This window comes from Dactylosporangium sp. NPDC050688 (assembly GCF_040654515.1).
GTDB lineage: Bacteria > Actinomycetota > Actinomycetes > Mycobacteriales > Micromonosporaceae > Dactylosporangium.
Window position 1 is genome coordinate 96421 of the sequence record NZ_JBFAIC010000022.1, and the last position, 16780, is coordinate 113200.

General features: G+C 71.8%; 10 protein-coding genes and 1 pseudogene. 5 read left to right on the plus strand and 6 right to left on the minus strand.

The window, feature by feature from the left end; translation table 11 throughout:
- A pseudogene (locus AB0H83_RS22105) lies at positions 1-1517 on the minus strand (hypothetical protein); the annotation flags it as partial.
- A gap of 423 nt (positions 1518-1940) precedes the next feature.
- Between AB0H83_RS22105 and AB0H83_RS22110 the strand changes: the two are divergent.
- The gene (locus AB0H83_RS22110; RefSeq protein ID WP_360096890.1) at positions 1941-2477 is read left to right on the plus strand and encodes a sigma factor; all 537 of its coding nucleotides are present in this window, start codon (positions 1941-1943) and stop codon (positions 2475-2477) included.
- A gap of 65 nt (positions 2478-2542) precedes the next feature.
- Here the strand turns inward: AB0H83_RS22110 and AB0H83_RS22115 are convergent, their stop codons facing one another.
- Positions 2543-5344 carry an AAA family ATPase gene (locus AB0H83_RS22115; RefSeq protein WP_360096893.1) on the minus strand — a complete coding sequence of 934 codons (2802 nt, stop codon included), beginning with the start codon at positions 5342-5344 and terminating at the stop codon, positions 2543-2545.
- A 453-nt stretch (positions 5345-5797) separates the two neighbouring features.
- Between AB0H83_RS22115 and AB0H83_RS22120 the strand changes: the two genes are divergently transcribed.
- Positions 5798-6655 (plus strand): metallophosphoesterase, encoded by an 858-nt coding sequence (locus tag AB0H83_RS22120; protein WP_360096896.1) that lies wholly within the window; start codon positions 5798-5800, stop codon positions 6653-6655.
- An 18-nt stretch (positions 6656-6673) separates the two neighbouring features.
- On the opposite strand, the gene AB0H83_RS22125 is transcribed toward AB0H83_RS22120, so the two are convergent.
- Genes AB0H83_RS22125 through AB0H83_RS22140 form a run of 4 tightly spaced genes read right to left on the minus strand, consistent with a single transcriptional unit; the run spans position 6674 to position 14941 of the window.
- Complete coding sequence (locus AB0H83_RS22125; protein WP_360096899.1) at positions 6674-7867, minus strand: TIGR02679 domain-containing protein; 1194 nt, start codon at positions 7865-7867, stop codon at positions 6674-6676.
- Positions 7864-12006, minus strand: coding sequence for a TIGR02680 family protein (locus tag AB0H83_RS22130; protein ID WP_360096902.1), 4143 nt, complete (start codon positions 12004-12006; stop codon positions 7864-7866). The genes AB0H83_RS22125 and AB0H83_RS22130 overlap by 4 nt, the downstream gene beginning before the upstream one ends.
- A gap of 8 nt (positions 12007-12014) precedes the next feature.
- Entirely contained in the window at positions 12015-13373 is a 1359-nt protein-coding gene (locus tag AB0H83_RS22135; RefSeq protein WP_360096905.1) for a TIGR02678 family protein, read from the minus strand.
- On the minus strand, positions 13370-14941 hold the full coding sequence (locus AB0H83_RS22140) for a TIGR02677 family protein (RefSeq protein WP_360096908.1): 1572 nt from the start codon (positions 14939-14941) through the stop codon (positions 13370-13372). Before AB0H83_RS22140 ends, AB0H83_RS22135 begins: the two co-directional genes overlap by 4 nt.
- A 365-nt stretch (positions 14942-15306) precedes the next feature.
- Here AB0H83_RS22140 and AB0H83_RS22145 point away from each other — a divergent pair, with 365 nt between their 5' ends.
- From AB0H83_RS22145 to AB0H83_RS22155, 3 genes are all read left to right on the plus strand, one after another.
- Complete coding sequence (locus AB0H83_RS22145) at positions 15307-15702, plus strand: excisionase family DNA-binding protein (RefSeq protein ID WP_360096911.1); 396 nt, start codon at positions 15307-15309, stop codon at positions 15700-15702.
- Positions 15703-15801: 99 nt separating this feature from the next.
- Positions 15802-16443: a hypothetical protein gene (locus AB0H83_RS22150; protein WP_360096914.1), complete on the plus strand. Its 642-nt coding sequence runs from the start codon at positions 15802-15804 to the stop codon at positions 16441-16443.
- 15 nt (positions 16444-16458) lie between these two features.
- On the plus strand, positions 16459-16770 hold the full coding sequence (locus tag AB0H83_RS22155) for a DUF3039 domain-containing protein (protein WP_360096917.1): 312 nt from the start codon (positions 16459-16461) through the stop codon (positions 16768-16770).
- Positions 16771-16780: the final 10 nt, after the last annotated feature.

The following is a 16780-nucleotide window of genomic DNA, read 5'->3' on the forward strand; positions in this document are numbered from 1 at the left end:
TTTGCCGGCGGTCGGGCCGGGTCGGGCGCAGGGTCGAGCGGTCCGACGAGTTGGTCAATGAGTTCGGTCAGCGCGCCGAGCCGGGCCAGGTGCTCGGTGCGCTCGCCCGGCGGCACGGCGGCGATGTGGCGCTGGCCAACCAGGTGCTCGGCCACCGCCCAGGCCAGTCGCACCAGGCGGTCCGCCTGCGCTCGATCGGAGGGATCCAGCCGCGCCAGCGTGTCGTTCACCGCAGACCGGGAATAGTCCGGGATCCGCGGCGGCCGTCGATCATCGGCCGGTCGAATAGGGGGTGGCGGGGCGTCGGCCGAGGCCGGCGTGCTCGGCGCCGGAGCGGGTGCGGGTGCGGGAACAGCCGACCGCGGCGGGGATGGTGGCGTCAACCGCCTCGCGGGCGAGGGCGGCGGACCCGATGTCGCATCGGCCGCGATCGTGATCGTTGCGCCGAGCTGCGCGGTCAGGACGGCCAGATGCCGACGGGTGCCGGCGACCTGCTCCGGCGTTACTGGCGACACTACCACCACGTCCTCGCCAGACCATCCGTGGTCGCGCAGCGACTGCGCGAACTGCCTCGGCCCGATCGCAAGCAGCGTCCCGTCGGCGTACCGCATTCCTATCCGGCCGCCCGGCAGGATCGGCAGATGGCAGGCGAATCCCGGCCATGCGGTCGGCTCGAGCCGCGGCTGGCCGCGGTGTCCGCTGACGAGCGGGATGCCGGGCGTACTGGACACGTCCACGCCACCGATCGGCACCAGACGCCCGTCAACATCGGACTCGAACTGTCCTGGCTGACCGTACGACTGCCACCAGGCGGGCCGCCCGTCCGGATCCACCACGGCGAGGTCAAGGCAGCCATCGAGCATAGCCGTCGCTCCGGGCTCGGCCGGGGCCCACACCGTCGCGCCGGTGACGTCAGCGAGCAGGGCAAGGTTCGCTCGCATCCGGCGCCGTTCCGCCTCCGGCTCGGGCCATGACAACCACATGCGCAGGTTGGCCTGGTAGAGCGGCACCGTGGCGAGGGCGGCCGCGAGCTCCGCGCCGTCGACCACCTCCGTGCGCCGGTCGTAGAAACCCAGCACGAAGTCGCCGCCCCGTACACCCACCCTGACGGTGATCAGGGCAGGGTGCCCGGTGCGCAGCGTGGCCGCCGCTGCCCGATCCGCGACGAACGAGCGGCGGGTGGCCAGTATCCGGCCGCCGTCCGGCAACGGCACCGTGACCAGCCCGTGGCGGGGCACGATCAGACCGCCCACCAGTTCGTACCAGCCGAAGGCGGCGCCGACGCGGCCGTCGGGCCGGATGGTGAGCCACTCCACCGGGTATCCGGTCTCCGAGTCCACCGGTACGACCTCGTCCGCCTCGGGCTCGTCCGCGGCGTCGCGGCGGAGGGGGCCGTATGGCTCCGCCGGCGTGGCCGGCACGCGAATCAAGTCGCTGCCGATAGGGGGCACCAGGATGTCGCGGCCGAGCTGGCGGGCCACCGCCCGCAGCAGCGGTAGGTTCTGCTCGCCGGGCACCGCAAGCAGCCGGAGGTCGCTGTCCGTCGCTCCGGCCCGGCGCACGAGCTCGACGAGGTCGGCCGCGCTCAGCGGGGTTTGGATACGGTCCCGACTGGCCAGGCCCCCGTCCGGGGAAACCACCAGGTCGAGGTCGAACAGGCCCGGCGGACGCAACACCGGCCGGTGGTCACCAAGCGCCGGGTTGCCACTCATGGTCCGTGCCGAACCCGCCGTCCCTGCCATGTCGGATACATACGAGCAACTTCCCCGGACGGCTCACATGTCCGGCGGATTCCTTGACGAACGGGCCGACGTCGTCGCTCCGGCGCACCATACTATCGACGTCCCGGATCTTCGTAAAACCTCCGTAAGCTCACTGATGCGTGTCGGCGGTGCCGACTCATAGCCTCCGTGAGAGATGCTAGAGGAGGTTCGATCCGCATGAGTCGATCGCCAGAACCGTCTGTCGAGGCGGGGCCAGGCTCGCGTTCGGTCCAGGCCGACGACCGTACCCAGCAGCTCTACCTGGTCCACGCATCGGCGTTGCGTCAGTTCCTGTCACGGTGGACGGACGGTGACCGCCAGGCCACCGAGGACCTGGTGCGCGAGACGGTTCGGCGGGCATCGGAGATGCTTGAGCCGGCAGGCACCGACCCGATTGCCTCCTCGTCCTGGCTGCTTACCCTGGCGCGACGGGTGGCCATGGACTATGTCCGGTCCAGGCCGGGCCGGGCCGCCCAACCGGGCCCGCGGTACAGGAACGCGAGGAACCTGGCCGGGAGCGCGTCCGACGTGCAGGTCACGCTGGCCCTCAAACAGCTGAGCGCCGAGCACTCCACGGTGATCGCCGAGTTGTTCTACCGGGGTCGCTCGGTGGCGGAGACCGCTGCGTTGCTCAGTGTCGACGAGGCCACCGTCTCGTCGCGGGCATACCACGCGCTACGCGCGTTCCGGTGCGCCATCGCGACCGAGCGTTGACAGTGGGAACCAGTTGACGGTCGGGACTGGCTGACGTTCGGGACCGGGTGTGGGAATGTACGACGCTAGGGTTGCGAGAGGTCGGCCGCGGAGAGTCGGACCTCGACCCGACTTCGCAGTTGGAGCTTGCCGAGGACGCGTGCGACGTGGGTCTCGACCGTCCGGCGGGAGATGAACAGGCGGCTCGCGATCTCGGGATTCGACAACCCCTCGGCCACGAGCCGCGCGACGGTCCGTTCGGTCTCGGTGAGCGCCGCCCAACCGACGGCCGGGCGCCGACTCGCGGCCCGGGGGCCGCGCCGGATGCCGTGGGGGCGCAGCCGGCCTTGGAGCCGACGTAGGTCGGTCAGGGCCCCCATCGCGGCGTACCGGTCCGCCGCACCGGCGAAGACGCTGCGTGCCCCCTCCAGGTCCCCCTGTTTGGCCAGCACCACGGCGAGCTCTTCGGCGGCGGTCAGCGCGTCCAGCGGCGCTCGATGGGCTTCGAAGAGCTTGTACGCCGTCCGGAGCCGCTCCGGGTCGCCGTCGATCATGCCCCGGCACAGGTCGACGTTTGCCTGGGACTTGGGCGAGGACGGCAAGTCCCGGGCATCGTCCACCGCCGCGGCGCCGGCCCGTTCGGCCAGCTCGAGGTCGTCGGCGGCGAGAGCCAGGCGAACCAGTCTGGATACGCACCCCCATCGTCCCCAGCGAGCGAGTGGGCTCGACATGTCCTCCGGGACGAGCCATACGGTCAGCTCGGCGATCGCAGCAGCCAGATCGCCTGCGGTCTCGGCCAGGCAGGCCCGCGCCCACATCAACGGCCGGGCAGCGAGCAGGTCGTCCAGCCCGTTGCCATGGGGATGCTCGCCCAACAGCGCGATCTGCTCGGCGGCGAGTTCGGCGTCGCCCCGACGGGCGTGGATGAGGGCAACAAACCCGCGGAGCAGGAGCGCTTGTTCAGCGGTTCGGGCCTCGGTCTGGGTCGCGTACAGCATGGCCTGATCCCACTGGCCGTCGGAGTAGAAGAAGGCCATGGCGGTGTTGTGCACCTCGGTGATCCGGAGCGAGCCCACTCGCTCCGCCTCCGAGATGGTCGTCCCGAGGGCCGCCTCGAACTCGCTCCATCGGGACAGGTTGAGCAGGTTGATCAGGCGGTTGACCAGCAACAGTATGCGCAGGTCGGTCGACTCCGGATCGTCGGGCCAGGGCAGGGCGAGCGCGCGTTTGATGACCTCGTATGCCTCCTCCGGGCTCGCGATCTGGAGCTGGGCGGCGAGGGCGTACCCGATGCTGATCGCATCGCCGGCCCGGTTCCCAGCCTCGATCGCCTCGGCGATGGTCCGCCCGGCCTCCTCGACCCGGCTGGCGTTGGCGACGGTGACCGCGCGCTGTGCCAGCAGGCGGGCTCGCCAGAGCGGCCCAGGGTCGAGGCGCTCGAGGAGGCCGTCGATGACGGTGATCCCCTCCGCGCTCTGGGTGGGGAGCATCTGGTAGCCGCGGCTGAGGTGCCAGGCGAACTCGCCGGCATCGCTGGGATCGGTCATCCCAGCCAACGCCGACGACCCGAGTCGGGCCAGGTCCTCCGGTCGCCGGAGGATGCGCAGCGCGGCGGCCAGCCGGACAGTCACCGCCTCCCGCCGCCGATCACCGGTCGCCAGCCTGGCCCGAGCGCGGGTGAGCAGGTCGACGGCCACGGCTGGCAACGCCAGCAGCGCCGGGCGCGGGATGCCCAGGAGCCAGTCGATGGCCCAGCCGTCGATGGCCTCGGGGGCAGCGAGCAGATGACGGGCTACCCGGTCCCAGGACGCCTGTTCGGCCGCCAGCCGGCGGGCGGCGTGTTCATGCAGGGCGACCCGCACAGCCTCGGGCACCTGGGTGTGCAGGACCTGCCGGATCAGCGGGTGGCGGATGCCCAGTTCGCGACCGAGCTCGACAACCAGGCCGGCCTGCAGCGCCTCGTCCACATGCTCGACGACGGTCGGGAGCGGTCGACTCGACATCGACGCCAGGTCAGTGATGGTGAATCGCGAGTCCAGGATGGCCGCGGTGCGCAGCGTCGACCGGGCGCCGGCGGACAGGAAGCCCAATCTGCGGCCGATGATGGTGCTCAGCGACGCCGGATACGGCGACGTCCCCGGCAGCATCTCCGCCATCCCGTTCCGGACGTCGACCGCGCCCTCCTCGACCAGCGCGTTGAGCATTTCGACCAGGTAATAAGGGTTCCCTGCGGTCGCCACGACCCCTTCGCGCAACACCGGACCGAGTGGCGCCCCCAACCGCGACTCGGCGATGGCGTCCATCGACGAAGCCTCCAGCGGGAGTAGCATGATCGACGTGGCCTGCCCGTCGCGTAGCGTCGCGGCGTGCAGGCGGGAGAGCGCGTCCGGTTCGGGCAAGGGCCGGGCCGTGGCGATGATCAGCAGCGGACTCTGGCGGGCGACGCGGAACAAGCCGAGCAGCGTGTCGAGGCTCTCCTCGTCCGCCCATTGCAGGTCGTCCGCGACGAGCACCAGGGGGGCTCGGGTGCACTCGCGATCAAAGAGCGCGATGATCCGTTCGCTGGCCGCCCGGATCATGTCGGTGCCCGACCCCCGACCGGCCAGGAGGTCGAGAATCTGCTGGCGGTCCTCGGTGTCACGGGGGATGGCCTCCAGGAGGAACCGCAGCCCGGTCGGGGCGCTCAGTTCGTCGCCGCTGGCCCACCAGACCCGCAGGTCCTCGGCCGCCGGATCGTCGAGGGCGGCCACGACGAGTGACGACTTGCCGATGCCGGCCTCGCCGCCGACCCAGACAATGCCGCCTCGGCCCTGCGTCAGCTCGCCAAATCGAGCCGACAGCTCCTTCAGCCGCTCATCGCGTCCGACGACGTTTACCACCTTCGGCATCGGGCACACTCTAGCGACAGGCGTGACTCGAACCGGATGTCCGGTTCAGTTGATTGAGACGACTTTGTCGGTACGACCAACGCGCGTACATCATTCTGGTGGACCCTGCATACGCTTCGCCCGACCGGAGCCGGACTGGCTTCGGGACGCACACTGGCCTGGGCGGCGACCAAGAGGGAATCGAGTGCGTGCACGGGCCTCCTTGAAGAGACGGCGATCCTGTGATGAGTACACCCCGATGGATCGCCGGATTCCAGGCCCACGCCGACGACGTGACCCAAGTGCAGTGGTGCTCACAAGATCACCACGATGGTAAGGGACGGTGGTGATGGCGGGGAAGCTGTTCTCTACACGACACGGGGCGCGTGGCACAACCCCACTCAGGATCGGGGACGCATCATCGGGGGCGGTGTGACGGTGGACTGCGGGTGACCGGTGTGCCATCGTGGGTCGATGTCACGGGTGGTGACTCTGCCGTCGGAGGGTAGGCTGCTTGCCGTCACCGACCTGCACGGCAACATCGCGGACTTCCGTGCGATCGTGGCCCGGTTCAGGTCCATCATGGACACTCCAGGTCCCCGGCCGCACCTGCTGTTCTGCGGGGACCTGGTGCACGGTCCGGCCATCGCGCCGCAGGCGTGGCCCGAGCATCTCGGCGACTTCTATGTCGACCAGACGCCCCGGCTGCTCGCCGAGGCCCAGCAGCTCCAGGCGGCGTACCCGGAACAGGTCCATTTCCTGCTCGGCAACCATGAGCACGCCCATCTGGGCGGCCCACAGCTGGCCAAGTTCCACCCCGACGAGGCGGCGTACCTGGAACGGCAGTACACCCCGGGCGGCTTCGAACCGATCCGCCAGTGGATCGCGGGCTGGCCGCTGGCGGTCGTCGCGCCGGTCGCGGCCATCGCCTTCACGCACGCCGCGCCGCACGCGCAGATCTCCGGCCCGCGTGACCTCGATGACCTGGCGCTGGGCGGGTACGAGTCGACGCCCTTGATGGACATGTCCTCGACGGGACCGCTCGGGGCGCTGCTGTGGGCTCGTACCACGTCCGCTGAGCGGGCCTTCGCGTTTCTTCGCGCGCTGCACGATGGGTGCAAGGTGGCCGTGTTCGGCCACGACATCGTGCGGGAGGGGCACCTGATCGAGCGTGAGCCGCTGCTGTGCGTCTCCAGCAGCTTCGGCTGCTACGACGGCGACAAGGTGTACCTGGAGTGGGACCTGGCCCGGGCGGCGGGCAGCGCCACCGAGGTCGCCCGCGACGGCCTGCGCCGGCTGCACCCCGACGCCCGGCCGGTACACCGCACCTGAACTCGCGGTGCCGCCGAACTAAGCCGGGCGAAGGTCATGCAGCAGGTTGTTCAAGAGCCGTTCCTCCATCACGGCCTGCCCCGTCCGCCGCATCGCCTCGACCAGGTGCGGGTCCCAGCCGGCCGCCGCCGGTGCCACACCCTGCAGCGGCACGCCGTCGCCAGCGTGCGCCTGATAATCAGCGACGGACATCCGCCACGGTACGCACCGCGGGTGCCGCTGCAGCGCCGCACCCGTCAGCCGGACGCCGGTCCAGTCGAAGTCGTTGCGCCACCTGATCACGGCGTCGGGGGCGGCGTGCAGCAGGCGGTGCACCGCGGCGGACGGCACGCCCTCGGTGCAGATCAGCGGGCGGGACGGGGCGCCGGCGGCCGCCCGCAGCACCGCTGGGTTCTCGCACACGAAGATCTCGTCGCACGGCAGGTGCAGCGGTTCGCGGCGCAGGTGGTACAGCGTTACTCGCACCGGCATGCCGACCTGCGCGGCCTCGCTCAGCCACCTGCCGAGCAGCCCGCCGCGGGCCGGGAGGTTCAGGACCAAGACCTGGCTGGCCAGGTCGTCCGGGATGACGCCGACCGACTCCCACAGCTCCCGCTCCTGTTCCGCGCCGGCCGGTGCGGCGACGCCGAGCCAGGCCGCCAGCGCGCGCAGCGTCAGGCCGCGGACGAAGCCGTCGTTCAGGCCCTTGGTGTCGCCCAGCACCCGGTCGGCGAAGGCCGGCAGCGGCTCGTCGGCCGCCGGCAGCGCGTCCAGGACCCGCAGCACGTCCGGGAACGGCAGGCCGGAGCGGACGATCCGGGTGATCGTGCCGTCCCTGCGCAGGTCTTCGAGCCAGCCCTCGTACCAGGGGGCGTCCGCATGCCGGGACTGCCGGGCCGCTTCGAGGACGGCCGCCCGAGCCGACGTCTCGCGGAGCGCCTCGCCGGGGCGGTTGCGCAACGGGGCGGCGGCCTGCAGCACATCGGTGAGACCGACCTTGTACGCCTCGCGAAGGTACCCGTCGACGCTGTCCAGGCGCACGGTCAGCCGGGCGGCCGAAGCTGGCCGGTACACCCCGGTGACGCCGATGACGACCAGCCGCTCCGCCTCGGTGGGGTCGCTCACCGAGATGCTGCCGGTCAGGTCGCCGCCGGTGCGTTCGAGGCTGCGGCGGGCGGCGGCGAGCAGGCGGCGCCAGCCGGCCTCGCCGGCCAGCGATTCCCACGAGGTCATTCGTCGACGAGCTCGGCGAACAGTTCGTCGGCCTCCGCTGTGGTACGGGCACCCGGCGCCTGCCGGCGTTGCGGCGATCCGAGGGCGGTGGCGAGGCTGCCGTCGAAGTCGGCGACGTTCATCGTGCCGTCCCACACCAGCAGCACGGTGGAGACGGCGTGGTCCACGGCCGAGTGGGACAGGTCGTAGTGGGCCGCGCCGCCGACCGCGGGGTAGGTGGCCCACAGGTCGTAGCCGGTCATGAACAGGTCCAGGTCGAACTGTTTGGCCAGGGCCATCAGCTCGCCCCGGCCGGTGTCGTCGACCCCGGCGAACGCCTCGTCCAGGCCGAGCAGCCGGGGCGCGTCGCGGCGGGCCGAGCCGAACAGGGCGTTCGCGGCGGCGAACAGCGGCAGGTGCAGTGACACGGACTGCTCGCCGCCGGAGAGCTGGCTGTGCCTGGCCCGGGTGAGCGGTTCGACCCCGCCGCCCGGGCGGTGGAGGGTGAACGCGAACACCCGCCACTGCCGGTAGTCGAGCACGTCGGCGAGCAGCTCCCGGTACGGCCGCTCCGGCGCGGTCGCTCGCGCCGCCTTGATCCGCCCGGCGAAGTGCCGGCGCAGCGTGGTGAGCTGGCCGGGGCCGAGCCGGGCCGGGTCGCGCTCCAGGAGCTTGCACACCTCGCGTTGGTCCGGGTCGAGGTCGTCGGACAGCCGCCAGCCGACGCCGACGGTCAGCCCCGACGACATCCGTCGGGCGCGCATCTGGCCGTCCATCGCCTGTACCAGGTCCCGCGACTCGATCGTGCGGTGATGGATCTGCCGGGCGAGCTGGCCGAGCAGCGCGTCCTCGAACACCCGCTGCTCGGCGTCGGTGAGCAGCTGCTCCTGGTCGTGCCGCTCCCGGGCGATGCGCTCGGCGAAGGACGCGACCGGCGTCAGGCCCTGCTCGTCCGCGACGCGGACCACGATCAGGCCGTCGTCGGTGTCCCACTCCGGCCGGTGGTCGAGTCCGGCGGCCGGCAGCTGCGCCTGCAGCTCGGTCAGCGCCGAGGTGAGCCGGGTGGCGCTCTGCTTGAGTGACGTCTCGGTCGGGCTCAGCTCCCGGGTGGCCGCCAGGATCGCCTCATGCAGGGCCACGATCTGCGGGTGCAGGCCGGCGTCAGGATCGGGGTCGGTCAGGTCACGGGCCGGCCAGCGCAGGTCGGTGGGGCAGCGCATGAGTCCAAGCAGGTCCGGCTGGGCGAACGGGCGCAGCCGTCCGGCGTCGTGCTGGGCCTCGGCGAGCGCGGTGACCAGTGACTGCTCGCTGAGCTCGGCGCGGGTGGCCGCGGCGACCTTCGCCTCCCGGGCCTCGGTGAGCGCCTCCCGGCGTTCGCTGAGGATCCGCTCGGCGGCGCTCACCTCGTCGGTGGTGCGCGCCACCTCGGCGAGGACCCGTTCGGCCTCGGCGCCCACGGTCGCGCGCAGCGTCCGGTACGCCTCGTCCTTCTCCTCGTGGCGGTGGCCGGCGGCGCGCGCCTGTTCCTGGGCGGCCGCGTGCCGCTCGGCCGCCTCGCCGTGCCGAGCCTCGGCCTGGGCCAGCTGTTCGGCGGCGGCTGCCGCTTCCGCGTAGGCCGCTTCCAGGCGTACGGCTCGATGCTCCAGCCGGGCGACGGCGGCCGCGACGGCCTCGATCCGGTCCATGGTGAGCGCCCGCTCCGCGCACACCCGCCGCAGGGCCGCGCCGGCGCTGGCCTGCTCGGCGACGGCCTGATCGAGGCGGGCTGCGGCGGCGGTCGCCGCCTCGGTCCGGCCGCGCAACGCGACGCCGGCCCGGTCGTGCTCGCGCAGGGCGGTGCGGACGGGCGCCGGCGACGGCAGCAGCTCGGCCGCGGCCTCCGCCGCCGCCAGGACCGCGGCGTGCCCGGCGCGTTCCTGCTCCAGCCGGCCGGTCGCGGCGTCAAGGTCGGCCAGCGCACGGTCGCACTCGGCGATGCGGGCGGCGCGGCGGGCGGCCCGTGCGGTCGCCCCGATGTACTCGCAGGTGTCCTTGACGTAGCGCCCGGCCTCGATGCCCTGCGCGTATCTACCGTCCCGGCCCACCGCCACCGCGTCCGCGCCGGGACGTACCACATCCGTGAGGGCGATCGAGGCGAGCACGGCGGCGACCCGGTCGGCCGGGACGTCCTGCTGGTCCTCGCACACCAGCACCGTGGCCAGGGTCGGCCCGGACGGCCGTTGCGCGGCGGCCAGCGGTACCAGGTAGCCGTCGCTGGCGTCCCCGGCCAGCGCGCCGGCGGCGGTCTCGTCGTCGGGGTGCAGCCAGGCGTCGAGCAGACCGGCGGCGTGCAGTGCCGCTTCGATGCCGGCGGCGTCGGGCCCGGGTACCCCGTCGGCGAAGCGCACCAGCCGCCACAGCGGGGCGCCGGGCACACCGTCCCGCGCGGCGGTGCGGCTGGTCAGCGGCGGTGGGGCGTCGTCGTGCTCGGCGGCGATGCGGTCCCGCTCCGCGACGATGCCGGCCCGTCGCTGGTCCAGGCCGGCGCGTTCGGCGGCGAGGGCGGCCAGTCGTTCCCGGCGGACGGTCACCGCCGGCCCGACGTGCCGTGTGTACACCTCCTTCAGCCCGGGTGCGTCCGGCTCGCCGATGCCGGTGACGGCGTCGGCGAGGGCCTCGGGCAGCCCGGGCAGCTCCAGGTCGGTGAGCAGCCCGGACTGCTGCTGCGACCAGGTGCGCAGGTCCTCGTGCATCCGCTGGAAGGCCGCGGCGACGGCGTCCCGCGCCCGCTGCTCGTCCTGCCTGGCCAGCTCCACCGCGGCCGTCGCGTCGGCCGCGTCCGCGGCTGCCCTGGCGTGGTCCCGCTCGGCGTGGCTGAGCCGGTCGGCGTGCTCGCGCACCGCCCGCAGGTCCTCACGGCGGCCGGCGACCCGGCCGGCGATCCTGGTGGCCAGGCCCTCGGCCGCGCTGTCCGCACTCGACCAGGGCACCCCCGCGTCCTCCGCGTCGAGTGCGACGTCGGCGGCGAGCCGGTCCGCCTTCGCCGCCGCGGCGCGGCCGGCCACGCCGGCGCGTTCCCACTCGGCGCGCCGCCGGGTCACCGCGTCCTGCTCGACCGTGACCGTCGCGGCGGCGCGGGCGGCCGCCTCGGCGAGGTCGTGCACGTGCCGCTGAAGGTCGGCGAGCTGCTCGTGCGACTGGTACGCCGCCGATGCCTTGAGACTGTCCAGGTGCGCCCGCAGCCGGGCCGGCTCGCCCGCCACCGCGTCCAGGGCGACTGCCGCGGACCGCTCAGCGCCGGCGGCCTCGGCGGCGGCCGTGCGTGCCTCGCGCAGCGCCACCTTCTGCCGGTCGACGGTGTCGCGCCGGGTGGTGACCCCGTCGGCCGCCGCCCGCGCATGGGTGCGCAGGTAGGTGGCGTACACCGACAGGAACGCGGCGGTGGCCGAGTCGGCGGCGACCAGCCCTTCCAAGGTACGGGCGACGGCCTCCATGTCGTCGAACGAGCGCGCCGCCTCCACGATCAGGTGCTCGTCGAGCGGCCGCAGCCCGCGTTGCAGCGTGCGGGACAGCTCGACCGGGTTGAGGTCCTTGGCCAGTTGCGGTTTGCGCAGCGTGAGGACCAGGTCGAGCAGCTGCTCGTACCGGGCCGGCCCGAGCCCGAACAGGCGCGCGTCGACCAGCTGCCGGTACTCCTCCGCGGAGTCGCGCACCGCCTCCGGCCCGAGCTGCGCGAGGATGTCCTTGCGGGTCAGCGGGCGGTCGTCGGTGTCCAGCAGCGAGAAGTCGACACCCACCCGCCCGTCGGCGACGAAGTGCCAGCGGGTGACCCGGTCGGCATGCCGATGGGCGCGCAGCCCGATGCCGATGGTGACGTACTGGTCGCCGTCGCTGAACTCCATCCACACGTACGCGTGGGCGCTGTCCTGCCCGCGGTACAGCAGGTTCGACTTCATCGTGCGGTCCTCGCCGGCGAACGGGTTGAGCCGGCGGGGCTCGATCCGCCCGTCGAGGACGAACGGGAACAGCACCTCGAGCGCCTTGGTCTTGCCCGACCCGTTCGGTCCGCGCAGCACCAGCCACCCGTCGACGAACAGGAACTCCTCGTCGCGGTAGTCCCAGAGGTTGATGATGCCGGCCCGGGCCGGGGCGAACCGGCGCGGGCCACGCTGCTCGAACATGACTGCTCCTAGAACAGGGTCGCCGCGGCGGACCGGCTGCTGACCGTCGCCACGGTGTTGCGGTACCGCCCGGTCAACGGCCGCACGAGCACCCCACCGGGCACCCGGCTGACCGCGCCGAACCGCTCCAGCAGCGCGACCGCCTCGTCGCCGAGCCGCTGCGGGTCGGTGTGCCACTGGGCGCCGAACGCCTTGCCGTACCGGCTGAGGATGCCGTCGACCGCCGAGCGCAGAAAACTGTCGGTGACGAAGGGTAGCCGCTGCTCGGCGGGATCGTCGTCTGCCGGCGTGCTCGACGGGTCACCGGGGTCGCTTCCCTCGTCGAGCCGGACCAGGGTGGCGGTCGGCAGCCCGGCGTCCACCTGCCCGACCAGCGCGTGCCGCGCCGCGGCGGCGTCCACCGCCGGCAGCCGCTTGACCCGCCGGCCGTCCGGGTCCGCCACCCGGTCGGCCATCTCCACCGCGAGCAGCACCGCGGCCTGCGCCACCGACCCGGCGCCCGGGAACCGCTCGGTGGAGAACCCGGCGGTGTCGACGAGCAGGACACCTTCGGCGCGGCGCTCCACCCGCAACCCGGTCAGCCGGTACAGGTCAGCGCCGAGCGCCGAACCCCGCAGGTGGTTGCCGACCGGCTCGGCGACGTCGGCGAAGTACACGACCGGCGACTCCACGACGGCCCGCCTGGCGGACTGCGCCGCCGCCCGGCGCTCGGCGTTGCCGCTGCCGGCCAGCGAACGGTCGAGCAGCCCGGCGACGGAGTCGATGTGCTGGATCACCCGGGTCGGCCGGAAGATGGCGAAGACGGCGTCGCGGGCGATGTCGTACAGCGCCTCGCCGAGCCCCGGGTCGCTGGCCCACGCGGCGCTCGAACCGTCGGTCAGCCGCAGCACCCCGCGCTCCTCCAGCCAGGCCACCGCGTCGACGAACGCCCTGCGGTCACCACCCGAATCGGGGTCCAGGCCCAGGCCCGCGATACGGCCGGCGTCGGAGGCCACCGAGTCCGCCAGTTCGCTGAGCGTGATCTGTACCCCGGCCCGGCCGAGCACCGCCAGGCACAGGCACAGGTACGCGTACCTCTGCCGGTCGAACGGCCGGCCGGTCTTGGTCAGGGCCGGCTGGGTCGGGTCGAGCGCATCGCGGGTCCGGACCAGCCGGGCGGTGCCGCCGTGCAGCTCCAGCCGGTACCCGAACGCCTCGGCGAGGTCCCGGCGCAGCGTGGCGGCGAACCTGCGCACCCGCGGCAGCGCCTTCTCGTCAGGCCAGTCCGCTGTGATCAGCGGGTGCCGCAGCACCAACCGGACCGCGCGCTGATAATCGGCCAGCTCGATGTCCGCGATGTCCTGCGCGTACCGGGAGCTCGCGCTCATGAACCGACCGTCTCCAGTTCACGCACCGCTGTCCGCTCCGCCGGGGTGATGGTCAGCGTGTACCCATCCACCAGCAACCGGCCGGCGGCGGTGCGCACCGTCGTGTACCGGCCCGGCGCCGGCACCAGGGTGAGCCGCACCCCGTGCGCGGCCGCCGCCAGCGGCACCCCGCGCGCCGCGCCGACCCGTGCGGCGAGCGCGGCGTCCAGCAGCCGCAACAGCACGGCGGTCTGCATCTCGTCCAACGTCTGCCCGGTCACCTCGCCCGGCTCCAGCTCGGCCAGTCGGCGGGCGGCCACCGTGTACCGCTGCTCCTGCTCCACCTGCGCGGCCCGCAACCGGTGGCGGCGCTCGTCGCCCCGGTCGACCCGGGCCGGCCGGCCGTTACCCTGACCGGGGGCGCGCCCGGTCTGTACCAGTGTCCGGGACAGCTCCACCGCCGGCGCATCCCACCACGACAAGCGGCTCGGCACCGCCTCAGGATCCGCGTGCGCGACCCCGACATGCCGCGGCGCCCCGAGGCCGAACGCCGCGTCATACAGGGCGTGCGCGGCCGGCAGCGACTCCACCCCGGTGAACCACGCGGCGAGGTGCCGCAGCTGCGACTCACGGCTGACCCCGCCTCGCCGCGCCTCAGTCACGCGGCGCAGCAGCCCCAGCACGTCACCGATCGCGGAGATGGTGGCCTCGGCGAGCCGGTCGGCCTCACTGGACTGGTCCGGCGCCGGCGGCGCCAGCCACGACCGCAGCCCTGCCCAGCGCCGCCGCCAGTCCTCCAGCCGCTCGACCGGCGAGTGGAACAGCCGCTCATCGGCCTTCGCCGCCGCCTCGATCAGCCGCTCCAGGCCGGTAGCCTCCACATCGTGTACCGCCGCCCGCAGCCGAGGCGTGTACCGCTGCAACTCGTCGTGGAAGTCCCGCAGGTGCGCCAGCAGCGCGTCCTTGTGCGCCAGGAACGCCTCGGGCCGCACGTCGTTGGTCCGGCTCAGATCCCCGAGCAGGTGGTAGAACCGGGCGGCCCGCTCGGCGATGTCGGCCAGCGCCCGGTCGAGCCGGTTGAGCTTGCGGTACACCTCTTCGGCGTCCCCGTCGGCGTTCGCCTGGGCGAGGGCCTGCAGGTCGGCGAGCAGGTCGGCGAAGACCAGCCGGGACAGCGTCGAGTCGTCCATCGTGGCGGTGAGCACGTTCTCCACCGCCCGGTGCGCCCGGTACCCTGCCTCGGTGAACTGGTAGACCGAGTGGCGGTTGCGGTACTCCGCGAGCGTCGCCGCCCGGGTGGCGTCCTGACCGCGGTCCAGCACACCCCATTCGACGAGCGCGTCCAGCAGGCGCGGGAGCTCCAATTCGGCCGGGTCGGGGCAGTCGGCGTGCAGCTCGCGGAGCGCGGCCAGCGAGGCGGCTACCTCGGAGGTGTGCAGGACGACGTGGTAGGCGGTGCGGGCGGCGTCGAAGGCGCGCAGGAGCCACAGGTAGGCGAGCCGGTTGTCGGCGGTGACGTAGCTGAACAACCGCATGCGATCGTCCAGCCCGAAGTCGTCCAGCCCGAACGACAGCCCTGGCGAGCTCATCCAACTCCTTCCCCAGCCTCCCTGCACCCTACCGGCGCCGCCCGACAGGCCCGCGCCACCCCGGCCGTCTTTACCGGCAAAGATGCGTTGGTCTCGGCCGTGCGGGCAAGGTTGATCTCCTACCAACCGCGCAGGCGGCACTGACTTGATGGGTTGTGGACAGTTGGCTTACCTGAAGCCTTCCAGCACCAATCCTCATTCACCCGAGGTCGCTCTGACCTGCGCCATCGGCTTGGAAGGCGCACTGAACACGTGTCCGCTCGGCCAACTCGAACAGTTGCTCCCGCTAGGCAGCGACTGGTAGCATCTGTGACATCTACGATAGCTGTGACATCTGCGACGACCAGTCAACCTGTGGGTGAACCATGCGCGCGATCGACACCTCCCATGTTCCTGCCGAGCAGTTCGACCAACTTGAGCGTGCTGCTGCCGAGATCTCGCCCGAGATGCTCGACGTCATTCGTGCGCTGAGTGAGTCCGTTCGTGAGGGCGCCGAAATCGCTGCGTTCGAGCCGACCGCCACACTCACCCCGAATGAGGCTGCCGATCGCCTCGGCATGAGTCGCACGCACCTGTACAAACTTCTCGATCGCGGCGAGATCGCGTTCGATCGTGTCGGCCGTGACCGACGCATCCCATTCAGCGAGGTCGTCAACTTCGAGCAGCGCCGCCAACGCGACCGCCGCGAACTTGCCGAGCGGTTCGCACGCCAGCAGCAGAACCGATCCGCTGCCATCGACGAACTTTCCGACCTCCTCTAAATCGACCGTTCGGCTGGGGCGTCGCTTGCGCTCCCAGCCGGCACTACCCCGGACAATGGCCCGGTGGAATCCCGACGGGCCCGCCCAACCCTCCGAGTCGTGCTGGACGATCTACTCTCCGGATGGGAGGCACCGCATGCCCAGCCGCAGGTTGGTGTTGGAGGGCTCGACCCGCTCTCGCCACTGAGCGAGCTGCCTCATCCGATCATCCACAAAGCACGCGAAAGCTTCGGAGAAGATCCACAACGCGACAACCACGTCGGGCGGATCAGGAGCAGCACCCGCTTCACGCTACTTGAGATCAAGTCCGGCCAATGGCGTGGCGGCGTGTGGATCGATCCAGGCACCGGAGTCTGCTGGCTCGTTGCAGCCGGACTCGCAAAGGGCGGCCACAAAGACCACGACGACTTCTACGAACGCGTGAAGCGTGCCGACCAATCCGGCGAGATCGACAGATGGCTTCCAACCGACGAAGACCGCCGACAGCTTAGGCGTGAAGCCGCGGCAAGGCTGTTGTCTGACTGGGAGCTCAACATACAGCGTCTCGTGCTCGAAGCACTGCGAGTGGTCTCCGAAAGCGGGACCACTGCGTTCATCCTTCCGCACCCGACGGATCCGGAGAAACGGTTTGGAGAGTGCACGCTGACCGTGGCGCAGGTGCACGAACCGGACTTCAAACGCGAAGAAACCGTTGTCGAGATCGACCTCGCGAACGAGTTCCGCACGTCCAACCTGGGCTGACAGGCGACGATTCGTGTGCTGATCTCAGTCAGTCCGCCGGAGACTAGCTGGGACCGCTTTGGTGATACTTTCTCGACAATCGGCGAGATTGGCAGTCATGTCCTTCGCGTCGGCCAGCTGCAGGCGATCACCAATCTTGGCCAAGTCGCGCAGTCAAATCCAAACGACATGGCGCACTACACGCATCGACGGAACCTTGCCCGCAGCTCGGTCGTGGGCCTTGGCGTCCGATCCATGTGCGGTATCTACTTCGTCCCATATCAGGATCACGAATCCCTGCCCAGATGCCCAGTCTGCGAGGAGCGCTACCTGGAATTGCCCACCTGACGCTGCATCG

Coding starts and splice junctions, on each gene's coding strand:
- AB0H83_RS22115 (WP_360096893.1), bottom strand. CDS start 5,344: ATGCCGAAGGTGGTAAACGTCGTCGGACGCGATGAGCGGCTGAAGGAG.
- AB0H83_RS22125 (WP_360096899.1), bottom strand. CDS start 7,867: ATGACCTCGTGGGAATCGCTGGCCGGCGAGGCCGGCTGGCGCCGCCTG.
- AB0H83_RS22130 (WP_360096902.1), bottom strand. CDS start 12,006: ATGTTCGAGCAGCGTGGCCCGCGCCGGTTCGCCCCGGCCCGGGCCGGC.
- AB0H83_RS22110 (WP_360096890.1), top strand. CDS start 1,941: ATGAGTCGATCGCCAGAACCGTCTGTCGAGGCGGGGCCAGGCTCGCGT.
- AB0H83_RS22120 (WP_360096896.1), top strand. CDS start 5,798: ATGTCACGGGTGGTGACTCTGCCGTCGGAGGGTAGGCTGCTTGCCGTC.
- AB0H83_RS22145 (WP_360096911.1), top strand. CDS start 15,307: ATGCGCGCGATCGACACCTCCCATGTTCCTGCCGAGCAGTTCGACCAA.
- AB0H83_RS22135 (WP_360096905.1), bottom strand. CDS start 13,373: ATGAGCGCGAGCTCCCGGTACGCGCAGGACATCGCGGACATCGAGCTG.
- AB0H83_RS22140 (WP_360096908.1), bottom strand. CDS start 14,941: ATGAGCTCGCCAGGGCTGTCGTTCGGGCTGGACGACTTCGGGCTGGAC.